14 protein-coding genes are annotated in these 19,227 nt (G+C 40.6%); 9 read left to right on the forward strand and 5 right to left on the reverse strand.

Annotation, left to right across the window (positions count from 1 at the left end):
* Positions 1–1,305, forward strand: coding sequence for a hypothetical protein (locus K2W90_02880; GenBank protein ID MBY0353287.1), 1,305 nt, complete (start codon positions 1–3; stop codon positions 1,303–1,305).
* 4 nt (positions 1,306–1,309) lie between these two features.
* Here the strand turns inward: K2W90_02880 and K2W90_02885 are convergent, their stop codons facing one another.
* Positions 1,310–2,449, reverse strand: a complete 1,140-nt coding sequence (locus tag K2W90_02885) for a class I SAM-dependent methyltransferase (GenBank protein MBY0353288.1) — start codon at positions 2,447–2,449, stop codon at positions 1,310–1,312.
* A gap of 421 nt (positions 2,450–2,870) precedes the next feature.
* Between K2W90_02885 and K2W90_02890 the strand changes: the two genes are divergently transcribed.
* The 4 genes from K2W90_02890 to K2W90_02905 all read left to right on the forward strand — a co-directional run bounded on the left by K2W90_02890 (position 2,871) and on the right by K2W90_02905 (position 8,598).
* Positions 2,871–4,022, forward strand: a complete 1,152-nt coding sequence (locus K2W90_02890) for a hypothetical protein (protein ID MBY0353289.1) — start codon at positions 2,871–2,873, stop codon at positions 4,020–4,022.
* A 6-nt stretch (positions 4,023–4,028) separates the two neighbouring features.
* A complete protein-coding gene (locus K2W90_02895; GenBank protein ID MBY0353290.1) occupies positions 4,029–4,664 on the forward strand; it encodes a hypothetical protein in 636 nt (211 codons plus the stop codon).
* A gap of 284 nt (positions 4,665–4,948) precedes the next feature.
* Positions 4,949–7,594 carry an excinuclease ABC subunit UvrA gene (gene uvrA / locus K2W90_02900; protein MBY0353291.1) on the forward strand — a complete coding sequence of 882 codons (2,646 nt, stop codon included), beginning with the start codon at positions 4,949–4,951 and terminating at the stop codon, positions 7,592–7,594.
* An 11-nt stretch (positions 7,595–7,605) separates the two neighbouring features.
* Positions 7,606–8,598 carry a phosphotransferase gene (locus K2W90_02905; protein MBY0353292.1) on the forward strand — a complete coding sequence of 331 codons (993 nt, stop codon included), beginning with the start codon at positions 7,606–7,608 and terminating at the stop codon, positions 8,596–8,598.
* A 135-nt stretch (positions 8,599–8,733) separates the two neighbouring features.
* On the opposite strand, the gene K2W90_02910 is transcribed toward K2W90_02905, so the two are convergent.
* From K2W90_02910 to K2W90_02925, 4 genes are all read right to left on the reverse strand, one after another.
* Positions 8,734–8,979, reverse strand: coding sequence for a hypothetical protein (locus tag K2W90_02910; protein ID MBY0353293.1), 246 nt, complete (start codon positions 8,977–8,979; stop codon positions 8,734–8,736).
* A 125-nt stretch (positions 8,980–9,104) separates the two neighbouring features.
* Positions 9,105–9,770, reverse strand: a complete 666-nt coding sequence (locus tag K2W90_02915; protein MBY0353294.1) for a hypothetical protein — start codon at positions 9,768–9,770, stop codon at positions 9,105–9,107.
* Between the two features lie 39 nt (positions 9,771–9,809).
* On the reverse strand, positions 9,810–10,361 hold the full coding sequence (locus tag K2W90_02920; protein ID MBY0353295.1) for a hypothetical protein: 552 nt from the start codon (positions 10,359–10,361) through the stop codon (positions 9,810–9,812).
* Complete coding sequence (locus tag K2W90_02925) at positions 10,354–12,438, reverse strand: EndoU domain-containing protein (protein MBY0353296.1); 2,085 nt, start codon at positions 12,436–12,438, stop codon at positions 10,354–10,356. Before K2W90_02925 ends, K2W90_02920 begins: the two co-directional genes overlap by 8 nt.
* Positions 12,439–12,660: 222 nt before the next feature.
* On the opposite strand from K2W90_02925, the gene K2W90_02930 reads away from it, so the two are divergent.
* From K2W90_02930 to K2W90_02945, 4 genes are all read left to right on the forward strand, one after another.
* Positions 12,661–14,763, forward strand: coding sequence for an AAA family ATPase (locus K2W90_02930; GenBank protein MBY0353297.1), 2,103 nt, complete (start codon positions 12,661–12,663; stop codon positions 14,761–14,763).
* Entirely contained in the window at positions 14,760–16,067 is a 1,308-nt protein-coding gene (locus K2W90_02935; GenBank protein MBY0353298.1) for a hypothetical protein, read from the forward strand. Before K2W90_02930 ends, K2W90_02935 begins: the two co-directional genes overlap by 4 nt.
* 306 nt (positions 16,068–16,373) lie before the next feature.
* On the forward strand, positions 16,374–18,002 hold the full coding sequence (locus tag K2W90_02940; GenBank protein MBY0353299.1) for an ATP-binding protein: 1,629 nt from the start codon (positions 16,374–16,376) through the stop codon (positions 18,000–18,002).
* Between the two features lies 1 nt (position 18,003).
* Positions 18,004–19,206 (forward strand): hypothetical protein, encoded by a 1,203-nt coding sequence (locus tag K2W90_02945; protein MBY0353300.1) that lies wholly within the window; start codon positions 18,004–18,006, stop codon positions 19,204–19,206.
* Positions 19,207–19,227 lie beyond the last annotated feature (21 nt).

Below are 19,227 nucleotides of genomic sequence, written 5' to 3' on the forward strand. Positions count from 1 at the left end.
ATGGAAGAGAATAAAGAAACTAAAAAAGCAGTAGAGCTGCCAGCTAAAAGCAAAAAATGGATCTTTTGGCTTATTGGTGCTGTGCTTGCGGGTCTGATTGCTTTGGTTGCTCTTCTGCCACAGCCGTATTATACCGAAGGCTTTAAAACACTCAGTGAGCTACAAGAGTATGCCAAGACTATTGATGAATTTGTAGCGATGGATGGGCGGAATATTTTTTTTCCGAACTATGAGTCATACTATCAGGGAAAATTTGGAGCATCGTTTTTGAGCACATTGGGAAATAGAATTAATTGGATTCTATGTAGTTGTAAACTTAAACAAAAACCAGTATTTTCGGCAAGCTTTTTTAAAACGATACTCTTGCATGTGACGAATGAAAGGAAGCAAAGGCATTGGGTTGGCGATTACGTTCAAAAGATAAATCTTGGTTTAAACTCAAAATTAGTAGTATTTGGAGTTATACAAGGCGCATTTCATTCACTAGTCAGGGATTTGGAAGAATTGAAAAAAATAGGAATATTGAATGATAATTTGAAAATTATAAATCCTGATTATTATTTAGTTTTTCTGGGTAATGTTATTAATAGATCTCCTTACACTTTAGAAACTTTGTCGGTTGTTTTAAGGCTGTTAAAGGAAAATCCTGAAAATATTATTTATCTACGGGGTACCAATGAATTTTTTGATTACTGGAAGCTTCATACACTAAGAAGGGAATTAGAGTTAAGACTTAAGATGTTTTCTTCTTTCCCTATTCCGCTCGAGCGAGAAGTATGTGATTTTTTTGACACCCTACCAATGACTCTTTATTGTACTATCCCACCAGAGAGGGAGAATTCATTGGATTATTTTAAAGTTTCTCCTTTTATAAAAGATGAAAAAATAATTTCTGAGCTTGCCAAATTTAGTTGTTATGAATTTTTAATAAGGCCATCTACTCAGCGAATAGGCTCTATGATTTTATCTGATAGTGCAATGAATTCAGAGCGAGCCGAAGGTCAGAAAAAATTAGTTTTAAAAGCCAGTATTCAGGACATAAAAAAACGGCAGGATTATGAAACTACAGACGGGCTAAGATTGCTTGACTCAGTTGATGGAGTGAGTGCTTGGACAGTTTTGTCATCTCCAACCGAAGTTTATCGTATTGGTTGGAATTTTTTTCATGATGCTTTTGCTGTTATTACTCCAGATCAGGAGATAAAAAAATGGAAAATAACCTTATATAAAAGAGATATCCGAAGTAGCGATATTAATTTTAAAAAAGTCGACTACTTGTTTTTTTCTGGACAAGTAGTCGACTAATTTTCTATCGATGTAGGATAACCAGTTTTCTTTCTGGAGTATTCGAATCTAGAATTATATTATGAGAAAAGTATTTTTTGGCGATTTGCAGGATGTTTTTTATATTATAGCTTTCTTGTGCGTAGGTACTTAGCATTTGCCTTGCTCTTTTGTACATGTTTGCGTCTTTAAAGAATTCAGGATTTTCCAAGCCCCATTTTAGAGATTTATCTTCCAAATCAACATACTCCAAGATCAAGGTTTTCTTTGTTAACTTGGCGAGTATTTCAAATATCTCTTCAAGCCTCATTCCTGCAACAAAAACCAAATGGTGAACAAGTGCCAAGCACAACACCGTGTCTGATGCAAAGCGCTCGCGTACTTCCGGATTGTTGCACTGTTCAAAAGGAAGCATTGCCTGCGTAATGTTTAAGCGGTGGTCTTTTGATTTATTGTACAAATAATCAAGGCAGGATTCATCAATATCGGTTGCAATTACTTTTGCGCCAAGGTGCTCTGCAAGTTCTGAAAACCAGCCGGCATTTGAGCCGAGATCAAGCACCGTTTGCGGTCTTGTTTCTTGCAAAATTTTGTAAACATTGCGTTGCTTGTCTTGCCATGTTTCTTGGCTTTTGATCGAATAATCTTCTTTTTTTTCTGCATAATATGAAAGGTAGCCCTTGCGCTTGTACTGATGCACGGTTGATGGTGTTACGTCAATCGCTTGAATGTAGTCTGCAAGATCATAAAAGAATCTTTTGCCGCGGTTGTTGGTTTTAAGTGCGGTAAAGAAATCGCTGGCTTCAGGATTGGTAGCAACCAACTCAGCAAGATCAGCATCAGTGGTGCCATGTTGCAAGAGCTGGCGGGCTTTAGCATGGTCCCTGTTTGCCATCAAGAAAAGTGGAACGAGATAATTTTTGTCCAACACATGAGAATCATGGTGGCGGAGATTGTAAAGCAGCGCATCTTTGTACATGCTTGCCGGCCACTCGTGGGGATGCGTAACCGCAATGTTCGTGTTTGGTTGGGAGCGGAGAAAGTTGTCGAAGACCGTTTGCTGGTGTTGGTGGTTGCTTGAGGCAATCTTTTTGCCGTGTACCAGAAAAATCCCGAGGGCGATACTGGTAGTTACCAACGACGAATAAACAAGCGATCGTTTCATTCTCGTAATCTCCATAAACTAGAATTTCTAATAGAAAACATTTATTCACTATGCACTTATTTTTAATAAAAAAAACAGCGCAAGATTTCATAGTATATAATTTTTATGATTCTGCAATATTTCATAAAAAAATTGCGTTTAAGCGCCATTTTTGGCTGGTTTTGACGCTAAAAACGGCCTCTTGGGGTGGCGTGACATTTGTGGTGTTTTGTAGGGTGCAGCTTGTGGGTTACTTTCGATCCCTTTAGCAGGCTCAGGGTGAACGGCTTGGCGTACAGGTAGAACGAACGAGATTTGCTTAGTTTTTCAAATTGAGAAAATTACACATAAATCAAAAAGACTCCTTGTTCCTGATTAGTATTTGTGTTAAATTTCTCGGAATTTGAATACAAATGTTTTTCGAGAAAGAGAGTACATCATCATGAGGTTTACAACATCATTTGCGGTTTGTTTGGCTACTGTTTTCTGCATATTTACAGCGCAACTTTATAGCCACGGATTGAGTTGGGACACGCCAGTAAAAATATGGAATGGTTCGAAAAATATTCATGATATTGCAAAAAAGCCTTCAAAAAATAAGAAGGTTGTAAGTTACACTTTTCGCAAAAATCGTTGTACTTCTGGATATATAAAATCTTCTGGCAAAAGCGAAACAAATTGCTACATGCGCATTGGCTTTGGCAGCGATTTTACAAATTCTGGTCATGGCGATCTTTTGTGTACACCGGCTCAAGAGTTTTATCTGCCTAACGCCAATAAATGGCTACCAGCCTGTCAACTCAAAGTTGGTGATGTTCTAAAAAGTGATTCTGTTGGTTCAATACCAATAACACGTATAGAATTTGTTAACCAGCCTCTGACTGTTTACACGCTCGAAGTGAGCAAGCACCACAATTTTTTTGTCGGTAAGTATTTTGTGCTTACGCACAATACTGCACTGCCCTGGGAAGTTACGCTTGGTTTTTCCGTACCATTCGGCAGTGCTTGCACCGGCGGACGTCTTGGTGGCTTCTTTGGGCCAGTTGGTATAGCGAGTGGTGTAGTTATTGGTGGGCTTGTTGGCTTGTTAGTAGAAAAGATTATAAATAAAGATAAAGTTCAAGAGTATGTTGCGCATTTTGATATTGAGCTTATCGGTGGATGGGTTAAAGCAAGTGGTGGACCACAACAGCAACTAGATTCCGATCAAAATGATAAACCTCAATTGCCGGAAGATCCAAATAGGGATCCTAAATATAATTCTGATAAATGCATTATTAAATCGTATCCTGAAAAAGCAATGAAAGATAGTGAAAATCATATATTTTCGGGCAATCATCGTACCAATGGAATCATGGATTTGGGAAAAAATAAAATAGAAATAATTAATTCTTTTAAAAAAATAATTAATTCAGCCGATGCTCAGGGACTTATTAAAGAAGGAACAAATCGCATAAAAACATCTATTAATGGTATGGATACAGAAATAAAAGTGCATGTGGAAAAGGGAATAGTAAGAAGTATAAATGGTTACAGAGGCCACTCTGCCAGAATATGGGAAAGTTGTATAACTCTACCTGAGATAATGAGGTAAAAATAAGTGAATAGTCAAAAAAAGATTCTCGAAGAAAATTTAAAAAACGAGCCTAACAACATAGACATACTCTTAAAATTAGCCCTTCTAGAAGTAGATCCCCCGGAAGGAGATGAGATTCTGTGTGCTCAATACATTGAAAAAATATTGGCTTTGGATGAGCAGAATGTTAATGGTTTATTACTCCTTGCCTATTTTAAGCACTATATTCTAATGGAGCATGCAGATGAAAATTTGATGCAGAGTCTAACTTCCCTACAAACTTCGTGTAATGAGGTAAATTCGATGCTCAGATATGCCGCTTCTTGGTTTTTTTTCTTTAGAGGAGATGAAGAAAAAGAAATAGAATGCCTGCGAAAATCTATCAATTATTACCAGGGACACGTCTGGAATTATGTGGGACTGGGTAGATCATATCTATTACAAGGCAAAAATACAGAAGGTAAGGAGCTTATCAGGAGAGCTTTGAGCAATGTAAAGGTGATATATTCTGGCCAGGGGGCTGAGTATGATGGAACAAATATAAGCCACTTTTTAGATCATCATTTCAAGGGAATTTGTCTAACTCAGCCACAATTGGAACTTATTCAAGAGGATCTTATCATTGCCTCGAGTATGATGCTAGATAAATCAAAGGCTTAAACTAGTCTTTGGCACAACTCAAAGTGGGTGACATTCTAAAGAGTTGGGATAATACAAGTTCGAAGTGCGAAAAACCTGATTTAACCCGCATCTTTTGCTGGTTTTGACGCCAAAAACGGCCTTTTGGGCCTGCGTGACAATTGTAGTGTTTTGTAGTATACTCTTCCTGATTGACTTTTTCTGCCTGCAAAGCCCTTCGAGACGTTCTCCGAGCTCCTCAGGGCGAGCGGTTAGAGAAATAGTGCGTAAAAAATTACCAGAATAGAGCGTAGGGGGTTTTGCTGATGAACAATAACAATAATAAAGGTTTTATCAAAGTTACTGGTGCCAAAGAGCACAATCTTAAATCAGTTTCTGTTCAAATACCAAAGGAACAGCTGGTTGTTATTACCGGGCCTTCAGGGTCGGGTAAAAGTTCATTAGCCCTGGACACCCTCTATGCCGAAGGTAAACGTCGCTATGTTGAGTCGTTGTCATCGTACGCCCGCCAATTTTTGGGTGTAAGCAAACGACCAGACGTTGAAAAGATTGAAGGCTTGTGTCCGGCAATTGCAATCGACCAAAAGACGGTTGGTTACAACCCTCGTTCTACTGTTGGTACTATTACCGAAATTTATGATTATTTCCGTGTGCTCTTTGCGCGTGTTGGTACGCCGCACTGTCCTGAGTGTGACGCGGTTATTAGCGCCGAATCTCCTGAGCGCATTACCAACATGCTCATTGCTACCTACGGCCCTGGGCATGAACAAAAAAATCCCGTTCGTCCTGAGGAGCCCGGCAGCGGGCGTCTCGAAGGACCAACAAGCAGCATAGTTACCATTGCCTCGCCGATTGCCATTGAAAAAAAGGGTGAGTTTCAAAAGGAACTGGTTCGCTTTTTTGAACGTGGCTACTACCGCTTTTCTATTGATGGCACCGAGCATCGCTTTAAAGATGTTAAAGAAATTGCCGCGTTAAAACTTGAAAAACAGGTAAAACACAACATTAGCGTGTTGGTAGACAAAATTGAAGTGAGCGAAGAAGACAAGACGCGTTTGCAAGAAGGTATTGAAAAAGCTTTTGCGTTAAACGGCGGTTTGTGCAGCATTATTAATGATAAAGGCAAGGAGCGGGTTTATTCGGCTCATCGCATTTGCGTTGAGTGTGTACGTTCATTCCCAGAACTTGAACCACGCTTTTTCTCATTCAACTCGCCCATTGGCGCGTGCGAAAACTGTCACGGTCTTGGCTTTACCTACGAACAGGGTTACGACAGTAATTCTCAAACTAGTGAAGAAGGCGAAGAAGGCGGCGGCTCGTACTATTTGAGCTTTGGCTACTCTGAGCGTCCGTGTGACTGGTGTAAAGGCATGCGCTTAAAAGATGAAGTATTGGCGGTGCGGATTAAGGGCAAAAATATTGCTAACTACTGCATGATGTCCATTGGCGCTTTATTAAAAGAAATGAAAAGTTTTACGTTGACTGACGAAATGCAAGAGATTGCAGAGCCGCTCGTGCGCGAAATTATCAGCCGTTTGAGCTTTTTAGACAACGTTGGTCTTTCGTATTTAACGCTCGCGCGTACCGCCAGAACTCTTTCTGGTGGTGAAGGGCAGCGCATTCGTTTGGCAACGCAGATTGGCTCTGCGCTCAGCGGCGTGCTCTACATTTTGGACGAACCGAGCATTGGTTTGCACCAACGCGATAACGATCGTTTAATTGCCACGCTCAAGCTCTTGCGTGATCAAGGCAACACGGTGGTGGTGGTTGAGCACGACATGGACACTATTCGCGAGGCCGATTATTTAATTGACATGGGCCCAGCTGCCGGTATTTTGGGTGGCGAGGTTACCGCGTTTGGTACGCCTGAAGAAATGAAACATAATGAACACTCGCTTACCGGTGCCTACCTTTCTGGCAAGCGTGGTATTGTGGCACCGGCCAAGCGCCGTGCTCCGCGCGCGTTTATTACGCTCAAGGGTGCTAATGCCAACAACCTTAAAAATTTAAATGTACAAATACCGCTTGGTGTTTTTGTTGCCGTCTCTGGTGTTTCTGGTTCTGGTAAAAGCTCGTTGATTATGCAAACGTTGGCACCAGCGTTGCGCCAGTACTTTAGCCTTGGCTATTCCATTGGCCGCGGCTTTGACGAGATTGAGGGGCTGGATAATATTAAAAATATGGTGATGGTAGACCAAAGTCCAATCGGCCGCACGCCGCGCTCTAACCCTGCAACCTACTTGGGCATTTTTGACGAAATCAGAAAGCTGTTTTCCAGCCTGCCTGAAAGTAATGCGCGCGGTTATAAACAAGGTCGTTTCAGCTTTAACGTTGCTGAAGGGCGTTGTTTTGAATGTAGCGGTGAGGGCATTATTAAAGTTTCTATGCACTTTTTGGAAGACGTTATTGTTGTGTGTAAGTCATGCAAAGGCAAGCGCTACAACCAACAAACGTTAGAAATTTACTACAAAGGCAAGAACATTTATGACGTTTTGAATATGTCGGTTTTGGAAGCGCGTGAATTCTTTGAACATTTTACCAGTATCAAAAAGCGCCTCGACTTTTTGTGCGAAGTGGGGCTAGATTACATTAAGCTTGGCCAGGCTTCTACTACCCTTTCTGGTGGTGAGGCGCAACGGATTAAGTTGGTTAATGAGTTGGCCAAACGCGACAAAAATACGATGTACATTCTTGACGAGCCAACAACCGGCTTGCACAGCTGCGACGTTGAAAAGCTCTTGGTTGTTCTTAACAACTTGGTTAATCGTGGCAACACGGTCTTGGTTATTGAACATAACTTGGACGTGCTCAAGTGCGTTGATTACTTGATTGATATTGGGCCTGAAGGTGGCGATCAAGGCGGTTTGGTGGTTGCGAGTGGCACGCCAGAAGCGGTGTGCAAGGTTAAAAGCAGCTTGACCGGGCAGTATCTTAAAAAATATCTGAAGTGATGGAACACAGCATGATGATTAAGTTGCTGATGATCAGTGCTTTTCTGTTAGCGGGCTGTGTAAGAACGCCGTTGGACAAGAAATTAGTTAGTTGTGGACTAGATAAAAAATTTTCAGATGATCGAGCGCTTTTTGGCCGCGTATACCTACAAAAAACGGTTCTTAAAGGCGGAGCTTCAGGGGCTCAATTGTACAAACTATCAGATGGTGCAAAAAATTATGTGCTCAGAGATATCAGCCATCGTTCTGAAGAAGACAGAATACGGGAAATCAGTGCGCAAAAAAATGCTTCAGAAAATGGTTACGGTCCTGAATTATATGCCTATGATGTCTCGCAGGGAAAGTTGATCATGTCTTTTTTGCAAGCTTGCGCACAACCTAACGATCGACATCAAGAAATGATCAAGCTTGTTGAAGCTCTTAAAAAAATGCATCAAGGTTCTGCATTTTTTAAATGCACTTCTCTAGTTCAGCAGATAAAGACGTTTAACAGTCAAGTAAGCATCTTGCCCAAGGGTATAGATCGAAAGAAAATTGCTCATCTTTTAGATGAAATATCCTCTTTAGATGTCTATCCAAAATGTTTGACTCACAGAGACTTAAATCCGAACAATATATTTTTTACCGATCAAGGGGTCAAATTTATAGATTTTGAGAATGCTGCGCTTGATGATCCTTTTGTTGATGTTGCGACCGTCATTATTTTTTATCAGTATGCTGGTGCTATGGAAAATGAGTTTTTGAAGTTGTATTTGGGAAAAGAGGCATCACAACAGGATAAAGATCACTTAGAGCTCATGAAAAAAGCGGTATCGCTTTTTTACGGGCTAATTCTCTTATTATTATCTAAGGTTGGTGATTCGTTGCAGGAAATGAATATACCGGAATCAAGTTTGGCTACGGCTCTCAAGAAAATGTTTGAAGGTAGGCTATCATTAGAGAACCAGCGGGATTTACTAGAATTAGCTTTAGCTTTTCTGCATGAAGCACTGAATACAAATTAGCATATATGCTTGAAGGTGCTCAAGTGCAAGGTTAAAGGTAGCTTGACCGGGCAGTATCTTAAAAAATATCTGAAGTAAAAAAAGGGCTCCGTTTTGTGCGGAGCTCTTAATTTGAATCTATTATACCTGACTAGTCTATGCTTCAGTTTCATTTTCCAAATAGCCCAAATCTTCTATCTTAGCATTGTCATATGTTAATTTATTCTCTTCGAGAAAAGGGGTTAATATTTTGAAGTTGCCTTTGCTGATTATCTGGTCTTTAGTCCAAAAAGCTTCGCATTCGTCGCATATATTTAGTTCAATTCCTAAATCAAGAATTTTTGCTTTGTAGATCGCTCCTTGGCCTCCTTCGGCCTTGCATTTTGGACATGCTTTAATCATGTCGTTTCCTTTGGATATAGGTTTACAGGATAAGCTGTTTTTATTTCTGCAGTTCCTGGTTTTTTCACTACGATTCTTATTGCAGTTTCTCCATTTGTTCCAATAACTCTCTTCATGTCTATTATTTATGCCACCTGATCAGAGACTAATGGACTTTGTTTCAATGCCCATGCTTCATCAAGCAGCGTGATGATTTTGTTCTTGGGAATACTAAAGACGCTATGAAGTTCTTTTGCTGGATTAGGTACAGTATGTGTTAGAACATGGTTAATATTGTTTCCAAATTTTTTATCATGCCCATAAATCAAATTACCAGGAGATTCCCATATATTATCCCCGACTGGTCTGAGATTGCTAAAAAACGTTGAATCAATAGAGATATTACTAAGGTTTTTAGTTTCCGTAATATTGTTTGTTATTTTTTGAATAACTTGGGCAGTATTCCTACCTTCAGTAAGTATCTCGGGATTATTTTTAATAATCTCTGCTGCTTTTGTTGCGGCTTCAACTCCTTCCTCAGTTACAACTTTTCCAAAACCAGCAACTTCAAGAGCATACTGCTGAGCAAGAGGGGCTCCCTTTTCCATCGCATTGCTTATTCGCTCAACAACGGCACGGCCGGCTTTACTAGCAAATCCGCTCAAAGCATGCAATGCCAACGTATCAAAAATCATGGTGGCACCAAGTTCGGTGCCGTTTTCAACAATCTCTTGCCACGACATGGCTTTTATTTTTTCATACGTTTCTTTGGCGCAATGATGAATTGCATCTTTTTGGGCTTGCGTATGCAAACAGTGTTCTTGGGCAAGCAAGGAATGGTATAGCCTGCTTTAGTCACCTGCTCCTGCATGGATGACCAGGCCCTTGCCATCATTGAGGAAGATGTAGCAGAATCCCCACATAACGTAAAAGCTGAAGTAGCTGAGATAATGAGCCTCGTGAAAAAATATGTAGTCTGGGGGTAGGTCGAAATTCTCCCGAATTATCTTCCAAAAAATTTGCTTGCGTTTTTCATGTTCTTCGTTCGTTACGATATCCAGCATAGTATCCTCAGCTGGTTGCCAGCCCTCGCTTGCGGCAGCGTATCGGAGGTTATGGTTGATTTGATTATAGGCTTCGTTCCATGTCGCAGTATTTATTTTCCCATCAATGTATTTATATCTTGACGATGAATGGTTCAGGTCAAGATCTTTTTTGTCCGGGAGGTCAAAGTAAATATCTTTCAAAGTCTGTAGGTTGAAATCCTTTTCATTGCCGTCGTATTCGAACAGGAAAAGCTCGCCATAAACAACGTAGTTGCCTCCTTGGAATTGGTCGAAAAAAGTACCCAATTTTTCTGATTTGTCTTGCACGGAACTTTTTAATATTTTGATGTTAGCCATGTAATAATTGATCCTTTTTAGGATACGCACTGTTTATAATTATTTCACCAGATTCTTTTTTAAAGAACCACATTTCTATTTCTATTCCTTCCGAAGTTGTGCCGATTAACCCACCGGTGTAAAATTTGTTCGGATTCCTATAAGCCTCATTGATTTTTTTTAAAACAGTAATTCTATCCCAGTGATCCGGGAAGAATGTTGATTCCTTCTCGAGGCCTTCATAAATATATTTTGCGTGGTATATACCAAATTTGTCTGGAGGAATGATTATTTCCTGTATTCTTTCAGGGTAGCTTCTTGCGTGATGAAAACCTAGGAGTTTTTGCCTTCCTTTTTTTGTTCTGATCTCTCCTAGAAAATAATGTTTCAGATTTTGGCGTGGCATTATTTCCGGTGCAATTTCCTTTACCTCACCGTATATAGCGCTGAGAGGAATATTTTCTGAGTGCCATAACGATGTTGTTGCTGGGGTTGCAGCTTTTTCTATATTCGGCTTTGCCAACACCTGTTTATAGCGGTCCATTATGAGTTCTGGGTTATTTTTAAAAAAGTCAGCTGCCTCTTGTGCGACTTTAACCCCGTCATCAACTGTGAGTTTGCCAAAGCCGGCAACTTCAAGAGCATATTGCTGAGCAAGAGGGGCTCCCTTTTCCACCGCATTGCTTATTCGTTCAGCAACGGCGCGACTGGTTTTAGTAGCAAATCCGTTCAAAGTATGCAATGCCAACGTATCAAAAATCATGGTAGCACCAAGCTCAGTGCCGTTTTCAACAATCTCTTGCCACGACATGGCTTTTATTTTTTCATACGTTTCTTTTGCGCAATGGCTAATTGCATCTTTCTGGGCCTGTGTGTGCAAACAGTGTTCTTGAGCAAACTCTGGGATTGCATCATAATTTTTTGAAATAGCTGCTGTCAGTACTGCGTTCTGGCGCGCATCTTCTTGGCCGATTGCATCAAAAAATGATAAGCCCAGCTGCAACGCCCCGGTAGCCATTTCTTGCCAGTGTTCAAGACTGAGGGTGTTTTTAGCTGCTTTTAGTACCCCTTTTCCAGCTCTGGAAGAAAAGTCATAAAAAATGTCTAAGCCTTTTGCTACGAGTTGAGTGAGTGCATGAGAAAAATCTGCAAGCTGAAAAGCAATTGATGCGCATTGTTCAGTTTTTGCTTGTGCAGCAAGGTGGTGTACTGCCGGGGCTATGATTTCTACGTGATAGTTTTTGTCAAAGTTATGTTCAAGTTCAAACATGGCATTGCGCGTCTGACATAGTTCTTTGTGAAGTTGACAGTCAAGCGCCGTGCCATAGGTTTGTTTGAATACCGCTGCGTATTTGTCATTGGCTTTTGTGCTGGGTACTTGTGATGAGTAATCAAAACGTTCTTCTGGCCTGTTGTGTGTTTGGCGCAATGCATTAGTTCGATCTATCAATCGATTTTTAATAAAATCTTCGGGTTGAAGATGAATTCGTTCGATCCAGTTTTGAGTGAGTGCTTCAAGTTCATTTTGGTTATCAACATTCAAATAATATTTTTTTATCTGGGCTGGTCTCTGTTGTTGTGTGGCCTGCAAATTGTTGCGAATGTTGTTTGCTTCGGTATTTACAAAATCATGAAAGCCAGATTTTTCTGACCAAAAAGAAAAGCTATATTTAAAGCCTTCAACGTGTGCAGTTCTTTTTCTGAATTTTTTGTCGTTATTAATTTTTTCTTGCAATGACAACATGAATTCATTGTAGCACGGCAAAGAGCGCGCATAAGCGCGAAAGGCAGAAAATGCATAGAGCTTATAATCATTGAGAATATCTTTTTTGTTTGGTTCGTTTTGAAATGCCTGTTCAAAGTCAGTCGGAGACATGTGTGCAAGATTGATGCGGGCGATAATGTTTTGGTTTGTAGGTAGGTTCTGCCAGAGAGAAGGTTCGGTTGACCCAGTTCTTATTCCGTAAGTATTTTTCTTTTCTGGGTAGGTAAAGTGTAGTTCTGGCAAATTTGTTGCAGGGGTGCCAAATAAGTATGGAACGGAAAAGCTGATGATCAGAAAAACAAAAGGCGATCTTTTGCGAATAAAAGAAATCATAAATTACTACTTTTGGTTTGAAGGAAGTACCCGTTGATTGAAATTCTGTTGGACACTATAGACAGGTGTGCTGATGTTGTCTAGAGAAAAGAATTATTTAAATTTAGTGGTAAAGACTATTATTTTCTTCATTGTTGCCATTTCGAAAAACTTGTATAGCCTTGCGAGAATTATTTTTCAGAATGACGCGTTAAAACAGCAAGAATAAAAGGAGTTTGCATCATGTTGTTATCACGTAAATCACAATTTTTCATAGCCGCTGTGAGTATCATCGGTACTTTTAATATCCAAAATATTTATTCAATGCAGCAGCCAGAGATTAATAACTCTGAGCAGCCTAAGATGCCAAGGCAAGTTTCTGATCAAAAGAAACAGGCTGAAAGGCGTAATTCGAGACCGTCACTTTCTGAGAGTACTAGTCAGCAGGAGAGTTCTTCTAGATTGAGGCGGCGGGCTGAGCGTCGCAGTGCAAAGCAAAAACTGGCTTCTGAGAACACTGAGCAAGGGGGAGACTTAGAAAGTTTGAGGCAACAAGCGTCAGGGCTAACATTAGCTTCTCATGCGGAGCAATGGGCTGAAAGCGGTAGCTCTGTGCCAAAGCCAGCTCCTGAAAACACCAGTCAGCAGACTGAAGCTAAGGGCTCTGGGCAAAGTCGAGCTTCTGTCCAATCGCCACAAGAAGGAAGTTCTAGTAGCTCTACTCAACAATCAAGTACAAAAAGTGGATCAAAACCTGTTCGTGCGAATGCAGATAACACGGTGATGAACGTAAAAGAATATGCCGAATATGCTCAAAAAGCCTCAAACAATGCTGTGCAGACAGCAAATAGGGCGCATATGGCGTCTGAGAATGCTTTACGTATTGCTTGTGATGCAAAAAAAGAGGCCGAGAAAGCGAAAGACTATTCAAAAAGAGCAGTAATTCGTGTAGATAAATTAATTGAAGATGCTGATACTCTTGAGCAAGAGCTAGCTACCATGCGACAATCTTCTCAAGATGTCCAGAGTGGTTTACAACAGTCTATGCAAGATGCTCAGAATGGTATACAGCAATTTGTTCAAGATACTCAGGGTGGTTTGCAACAGTCTGCTCAGGAAATTCAAGAAAGATTTGACGAATTTAATGCAAGGGTAACGGAGGCTGCGCAGGAAATTTACGAGCAAGTACGCGATGATGCCGAACGAAAAAGCCAAAACAACGTTGAAGAAAAAATTCGTATTGCTCAAGCAAAAATTGATGAAATGGAGCGCCGGGGTATTTTTGATCAAGAAGCAAAATTGCATGCGCAGGCAACCGTTGATGCTGAAAAAGTAAAATGGGACAGCATAAAAGAAATGCTTCAAGATACTGTATTTATTGCAAAAATTGTTGGTGGGGTGACCCTGACTGTGCTTGGTTTTTATATCATAAAATATGGTGTACCGTTTGTTTTGGATTATTTTTCAAAGCCGCGTGTGATCAGTGAGACTTCAGAAGCTGGTTGGTTTGGACAAAGAAGGGTGGTTGAAGATCTTGATATCAATGATCTCTTATTTACTCCTGTTGTTCAGGAGCAGCTTTATGATCTTGTTTTACGTATAGATTCTGCAAAAATGTTTCATGAAAATTTTCCAAACGTTTTGCTTTATGGTCCTTCAGGTACTGGCAAAACAGCTTTTGTAAGAGCACTAGCGCATCATTTAAAGCTCGGTTATGCTTTCACATCAGGTTCTGAGTTTGCAAAAATTACTGATCTTAATACAGCTAATGATGAGCTTCGTAAATTCATTCGATGGGCTGATGATCACGAAGAAGGGTTTATTGTTTTTATTGATGAAGCTGATTCATTGTTTGCCAACCGTAAACTTTTAACAACGTCAAAGTTAACGCAAGATTTTATTAATACGTTTTTGGCACTTGTTCAAGATGGTGCGCAGAAAAATATCATGTTTATTTTTGCCACCAACCACCCGTTTAAACTGGACGATGCAATTATTAGTCGTGTTGGTGTTTCTATTGAAATTGAACTGCCAGGCGTTGCGGAGCGGGTGTTGATTCTCGCGATGTATCTTGAAAAATTTGCACAAAAAACTGTTCATATACTGCCAGAAGTTATGGATAAGCTTGCTGAGTATGCTGAAAAGTTAGAAGGCTTTTCGCCGCGTACCATGAAATGTATTTCCGAAGAAATGATTGTTGTTGCTCGACGGCAAAATGGTCAGCTTACTGATGATATTGTTCATGCTATAATTGACAAATCAAAGCGTAGCCAGCAACAAATACAGCAATGGGAAAAAGAACGTGATGCATGGGTTGGTTTGCAATTTTCTGGGGTGGCTGCATGAAGAACAGGCTTGGTATGGTGTCCAGAATAGTAGTGTTTGTTGGTGGGGTATGGTGGTTGCCATTTCTCCAGCCCTTAACGCAAGCTTGCGATAGTGAATTGACTACTGCTGTTGAAGATATAGGCCAAGCTTTTGAAGAAGATTTTTTGGGGGCTTTGTCGCAAGACGATTCAATTAAAAAAATAAAAAAAATGATTCCACAGAATAATCAACAGAGCAATGGTGATCAGGTGTTAAGGTTGACGATCAATGACTTATTGCGGAGTCAGCGGTCAATTCTTGAAAAGCTTGATCATGAAAAAAAGAGTGGGGAAGAGAAGGTAGGTTTTCGTATAAAGAGAAAATTTTCTGGAGTAGTTATTATTGTTTGTCTTATTTTGAGCATTTATGTTATTTGGAAAGTTGACTTTCTTCAAAAATTGAGAAGTTGGTTGCCTGCGTGGGGGAATCATGAGAATGATTCAGGGGAAAACAACCAGGACAAGGAATCGGAGTGTTGTGATAGCAGTAGAACCAAAGCCCCAAATTACAATATATCAGCCGATGATTTGCACGGAGAATCTCAATATTGTCCAGGTCATGTTTTGAAAGGTAGTGGTGCAAGACATGCTTCAAGCCGAGGCAATTTGTATGAAGAAGCTCAGCCTAGTGCAGGTAATGCTCTGGAAAATGAGAAAGACGCAGATATTTTTGGCAAAGACGTACCTATTAATAGTCAAAGATCTCGACCTCGTTCAAACAATGGAATAGGAAGAGGTGGAAGAACGAGATTTTCAAGTAAAAACACTTCAAGTAATAATCTGAATGAAGAGTTTCTGTTTAGCTCAGGTAATGGTGTAGAAAGTTGGGAAGATGGAGATATTTTCGGCAAAGACGTACCTCTTGATAGTCAAAAATCTCAATCTCGTTCCAACAATGGAACAGGAAGCGACGAAAAAGCAAGAGTTTCAGGTAAAAACACTTCAAACAACAATCTGGATGAAGAGTTTCTGTTTAGCTCAGGTAATGGTGTAGAAATTTTAGAAGCGGCAGATATTTTTGGTAAAGACGTATCTCTTAATAGTCAAAAATCTCAATCTTGTTCAGGCAATGCTTGGAAAAATAGTGAAGTCGCATGTGGTTCCATTCAAGGCGATTTGCACGAAGTAGATCAGTCTCCTGTAGATATTTTTAGCAAAATTAGATTGCGGAAAAATATTGACTTAGTCCTAGTAAAATCTCTACAGGAACGCCTTGATTATGCTTGTAATATTGGACTTCTTGAGCTAAGTCAGATGGCTTTAGCCGAGTACCCAAATGAATGAGCCCACATTGGACCTGAAGGTGGCGATCAAGGCGGTTTGGTAGTTGCGAGTGGCACGCCAGAAGCGGTGTGCAAGGTTAAAAGCAGCTTAACCGGGCAGTATCTTAAAAAATAAGTAAAAAAAGCCCACCTTCTAAAAAGTGGGCTTTTTTTACTTATTTTTTACACAAAACAGAAATTAAGTTTTTCTTGTAACAATACTTAATTTATAAACTTTTCTTAATATATTGTTTCTCTTTGGCATTTAATGCAACGCTTGTACCAGGACGGGAATTATTTTTCTAAGCACTGGGAAGGGGCTTGCATCATGTCGTTATCGCAAAAAAAACAATTTTTTATATTTTTTGTCAGTTTACTTGTTATTCAAAACTTATATTCAGCGCAGCAAGCAAAGACGGGTGGCACGTCGTCGTCGTCAAGTTCTAGTAGTTCAGCGCAAAGCCCAGCGCTCACAGAGCTTGCCCGCATTCAAGATGTTTATGTGCGTTCTTTACGAAGCTTGAGCAGAGAAGTTAACTCGGTCAAAGATCACGCGCAAGATTCGTTATGTCTCTTGAATCAAAGTTTTTCATTAGCGCACTCATCAAATAATACAGCTCTTGATGCTCATGCATCTGCTACACAAACGCAAGAACAGCTACAGGGATTGTTGGCATCTATGAACACGCTGGGCCAAGAGCTTACTGCTGCTCAGCAAGCTGCGCACGCCGTGCAAGAGCAGATCAATACTTTTGATGCAACGGTAGAGCAGGCAGCACAGGGGATTTATGATCAGGTTCGCCAAGATGCTGAAAAAAAATATCAAGATACTGTGGCAGACAAAGTTCATGTTGCTCGTGAAAAAATTCGTGAAAAGCAGCGACGTGGTATTTTTAAAGAGAGCGAAAAAATGCGCGCTCAAGCAACGGTTGATGCTGAGAAGGTAAAATGGGCAAGTATAAAAGACATGATGCATGACCCCAAATTAATCGCAAAAATTGTTGGTGGGTTGACGCTCTTTACCTTGGGTTTTTTTGTTATTAAATATGGCATACCTGCTCTTATTGATTATTTTTCAAAACCGCGCGTTATCAGCGAGACATCGGAAACTGGGTGGTTTGTAAGCAGTGAACCGTTGGATGATTGCGATCTGAGCGATCTTTTGTTTACGCCAGGGGTTCAAGAGCAGCTGTATGATCTTATTTTACGCGTAGATTCGGCGCGATCATTTCATGAAAATTTCCCCAACGTTTTGCTGTATGGTCTTCCTGGCACCGGCAAGACCGCCTTTGTAAGGGCTTTGGCGCATCATTTAAAGCTTGGTTATGCATTTACGTCTGGTTCTGAGTTTGCAAAAATTACCGACTTGAGCACGGCCAACGATGAGTTGCGTAAGTTTATTCAATGGGCAGACGACCACGAAGAAGGCTTTATTGTTTTTATTGATGAAGCTGATTCATTGTTTGCCAACCGTAAACTTTTAACAACGTCAAAGTTAACGCAAGATTTTATTAATACGTTTTTGGCGCTGGTGCAAGATGGTGCGCAGAAAAATATTATGTTTATTTTTGCTACCAACCATCCGTTCAAACTGGACGATGCCATTATTGATCGTATTGGTATTTCTATTGAAATTGAGCTGCCGGGTGCGCCGGAGCGGGCACTTATGTTGGCGATGTATCTTGAAAAATTTGCACAAGCAAATAAGGATGCGGTCGTTGATATTCAGCCAGAAGTCAGAAGCAAATTTGCTGAGTATGCTCAATTAATGGATGGCTTTTCGCCGCGTACTATAAAATTTATTGCCGAAGAAATGATTGTTGTTGCTCGACGACACAATGGAAAACTTATCAACGATATAGTGTGTGCCATAATCGAAAGAGCGCAGCAGAGTCAGCAGCAGGTGCAGGAATGGGAAAAACAACGTGAAGTTTGGATTAATGCGCAGGCGGCATAACATGTTTCTTTTATTGATTGTGCTGTGGTTGATGCCTGTTGCGCAACCGCTAGAAACGGGTGCCGCGGAGCCGGTTGCTGCCGCTGCCACTTCTTTGTGCCAAGAAGATTTACATGAATTACTTAACAACGTGATTGTTCAGTGCGGCCAGCAAGGCGGCTCTACGGTTGCTTTAATAACAACTATGAACAAATTGTTGGAGCAACAAAGATTGCTTGTTCAGCAATTTGAGGAAAAAGAACCTGAAGAAAAAGAAGCGGTTCGGATTAAGGTTAGGCTTCTTGATATTGTTATTATTCTTGGCGTAGCGTTGGGCATTTATTATTTTTGGGAATACAAGTGGTACCAGCCGCTGTTGGATTTTTTTAATGAAGTGCACGAGTGGCTTACTGAGTTGTGGGAAAAGTTATGGAATATGTTGCCACGTTGGAGCGAGCCAATGTCGCCGTCAGAAACCCCTAAAGATTCCTCAAAGCCTCCCGGCAAAAAGCCAGATAAACTACATGTCCCGCCCACTGAAAGCCCAGAAGATGCCGATGTGTCGTCGGTAGATGACCTGGCACAAGATAATATGAACGCTCACGATGTAAAAAAAGATAAACAAGAGAAAGAAAACAATAAGCACAACGCCCATGGGCACCATGAACATGGTGGTGGTCTGGGCTTTGGCGACCTGCTGTCTGGTTTTGCTGGCAGTGGCACGTTAGCATGCTCGCTTGATTCTTTAATGCAGGCGTGTGCCAGAAACAATGTTGAACAAGAACTTTTGCTTGAGTTTTTCAAAACAGTAGAACCAGTAGCTGAGCTTGGTCAACATGGTAGCAATGTGCCAAATAACGCCACAAGAGTTACGCGAGCGACCCGTTCTGCGCAGCAGGTTTTATCAAGCGAAGATGCTTTGTATAAAGCCTGTGAGTCTAACATTGCTGGAGAGCCTCATGTGAATGTTGGGATCAGTTTGGTGCTCAATTTTATAGAATATACTGAGCTTGACAAACGCCTGATACGCTTGGTTAAAAGACAGCTTGGGCAGGCAGAAGGCCGGGGTATTGATATCTTTGAGATTACGCAAGAAAAGTTAGATCGGCAAAGAAATCCCCACTATCAACGGTCAGAGATTGATTGTCCGTATGTTTTGTATGATTTGGTTGAAGAACAGCTTGACGAAGCCCGCGAGATGGGTATTGAGTTTGAGCGTGACTAGATCTGTCTTCAAATTATTATT

The sequence above is a fragment of the Candidatus Babeliales bacterium genome (assembly GCA_019749895.1).
Lineage (GTDB): Bacteria > Babelota > Babeliae > Babelales > RVW-14 > AaIE-18.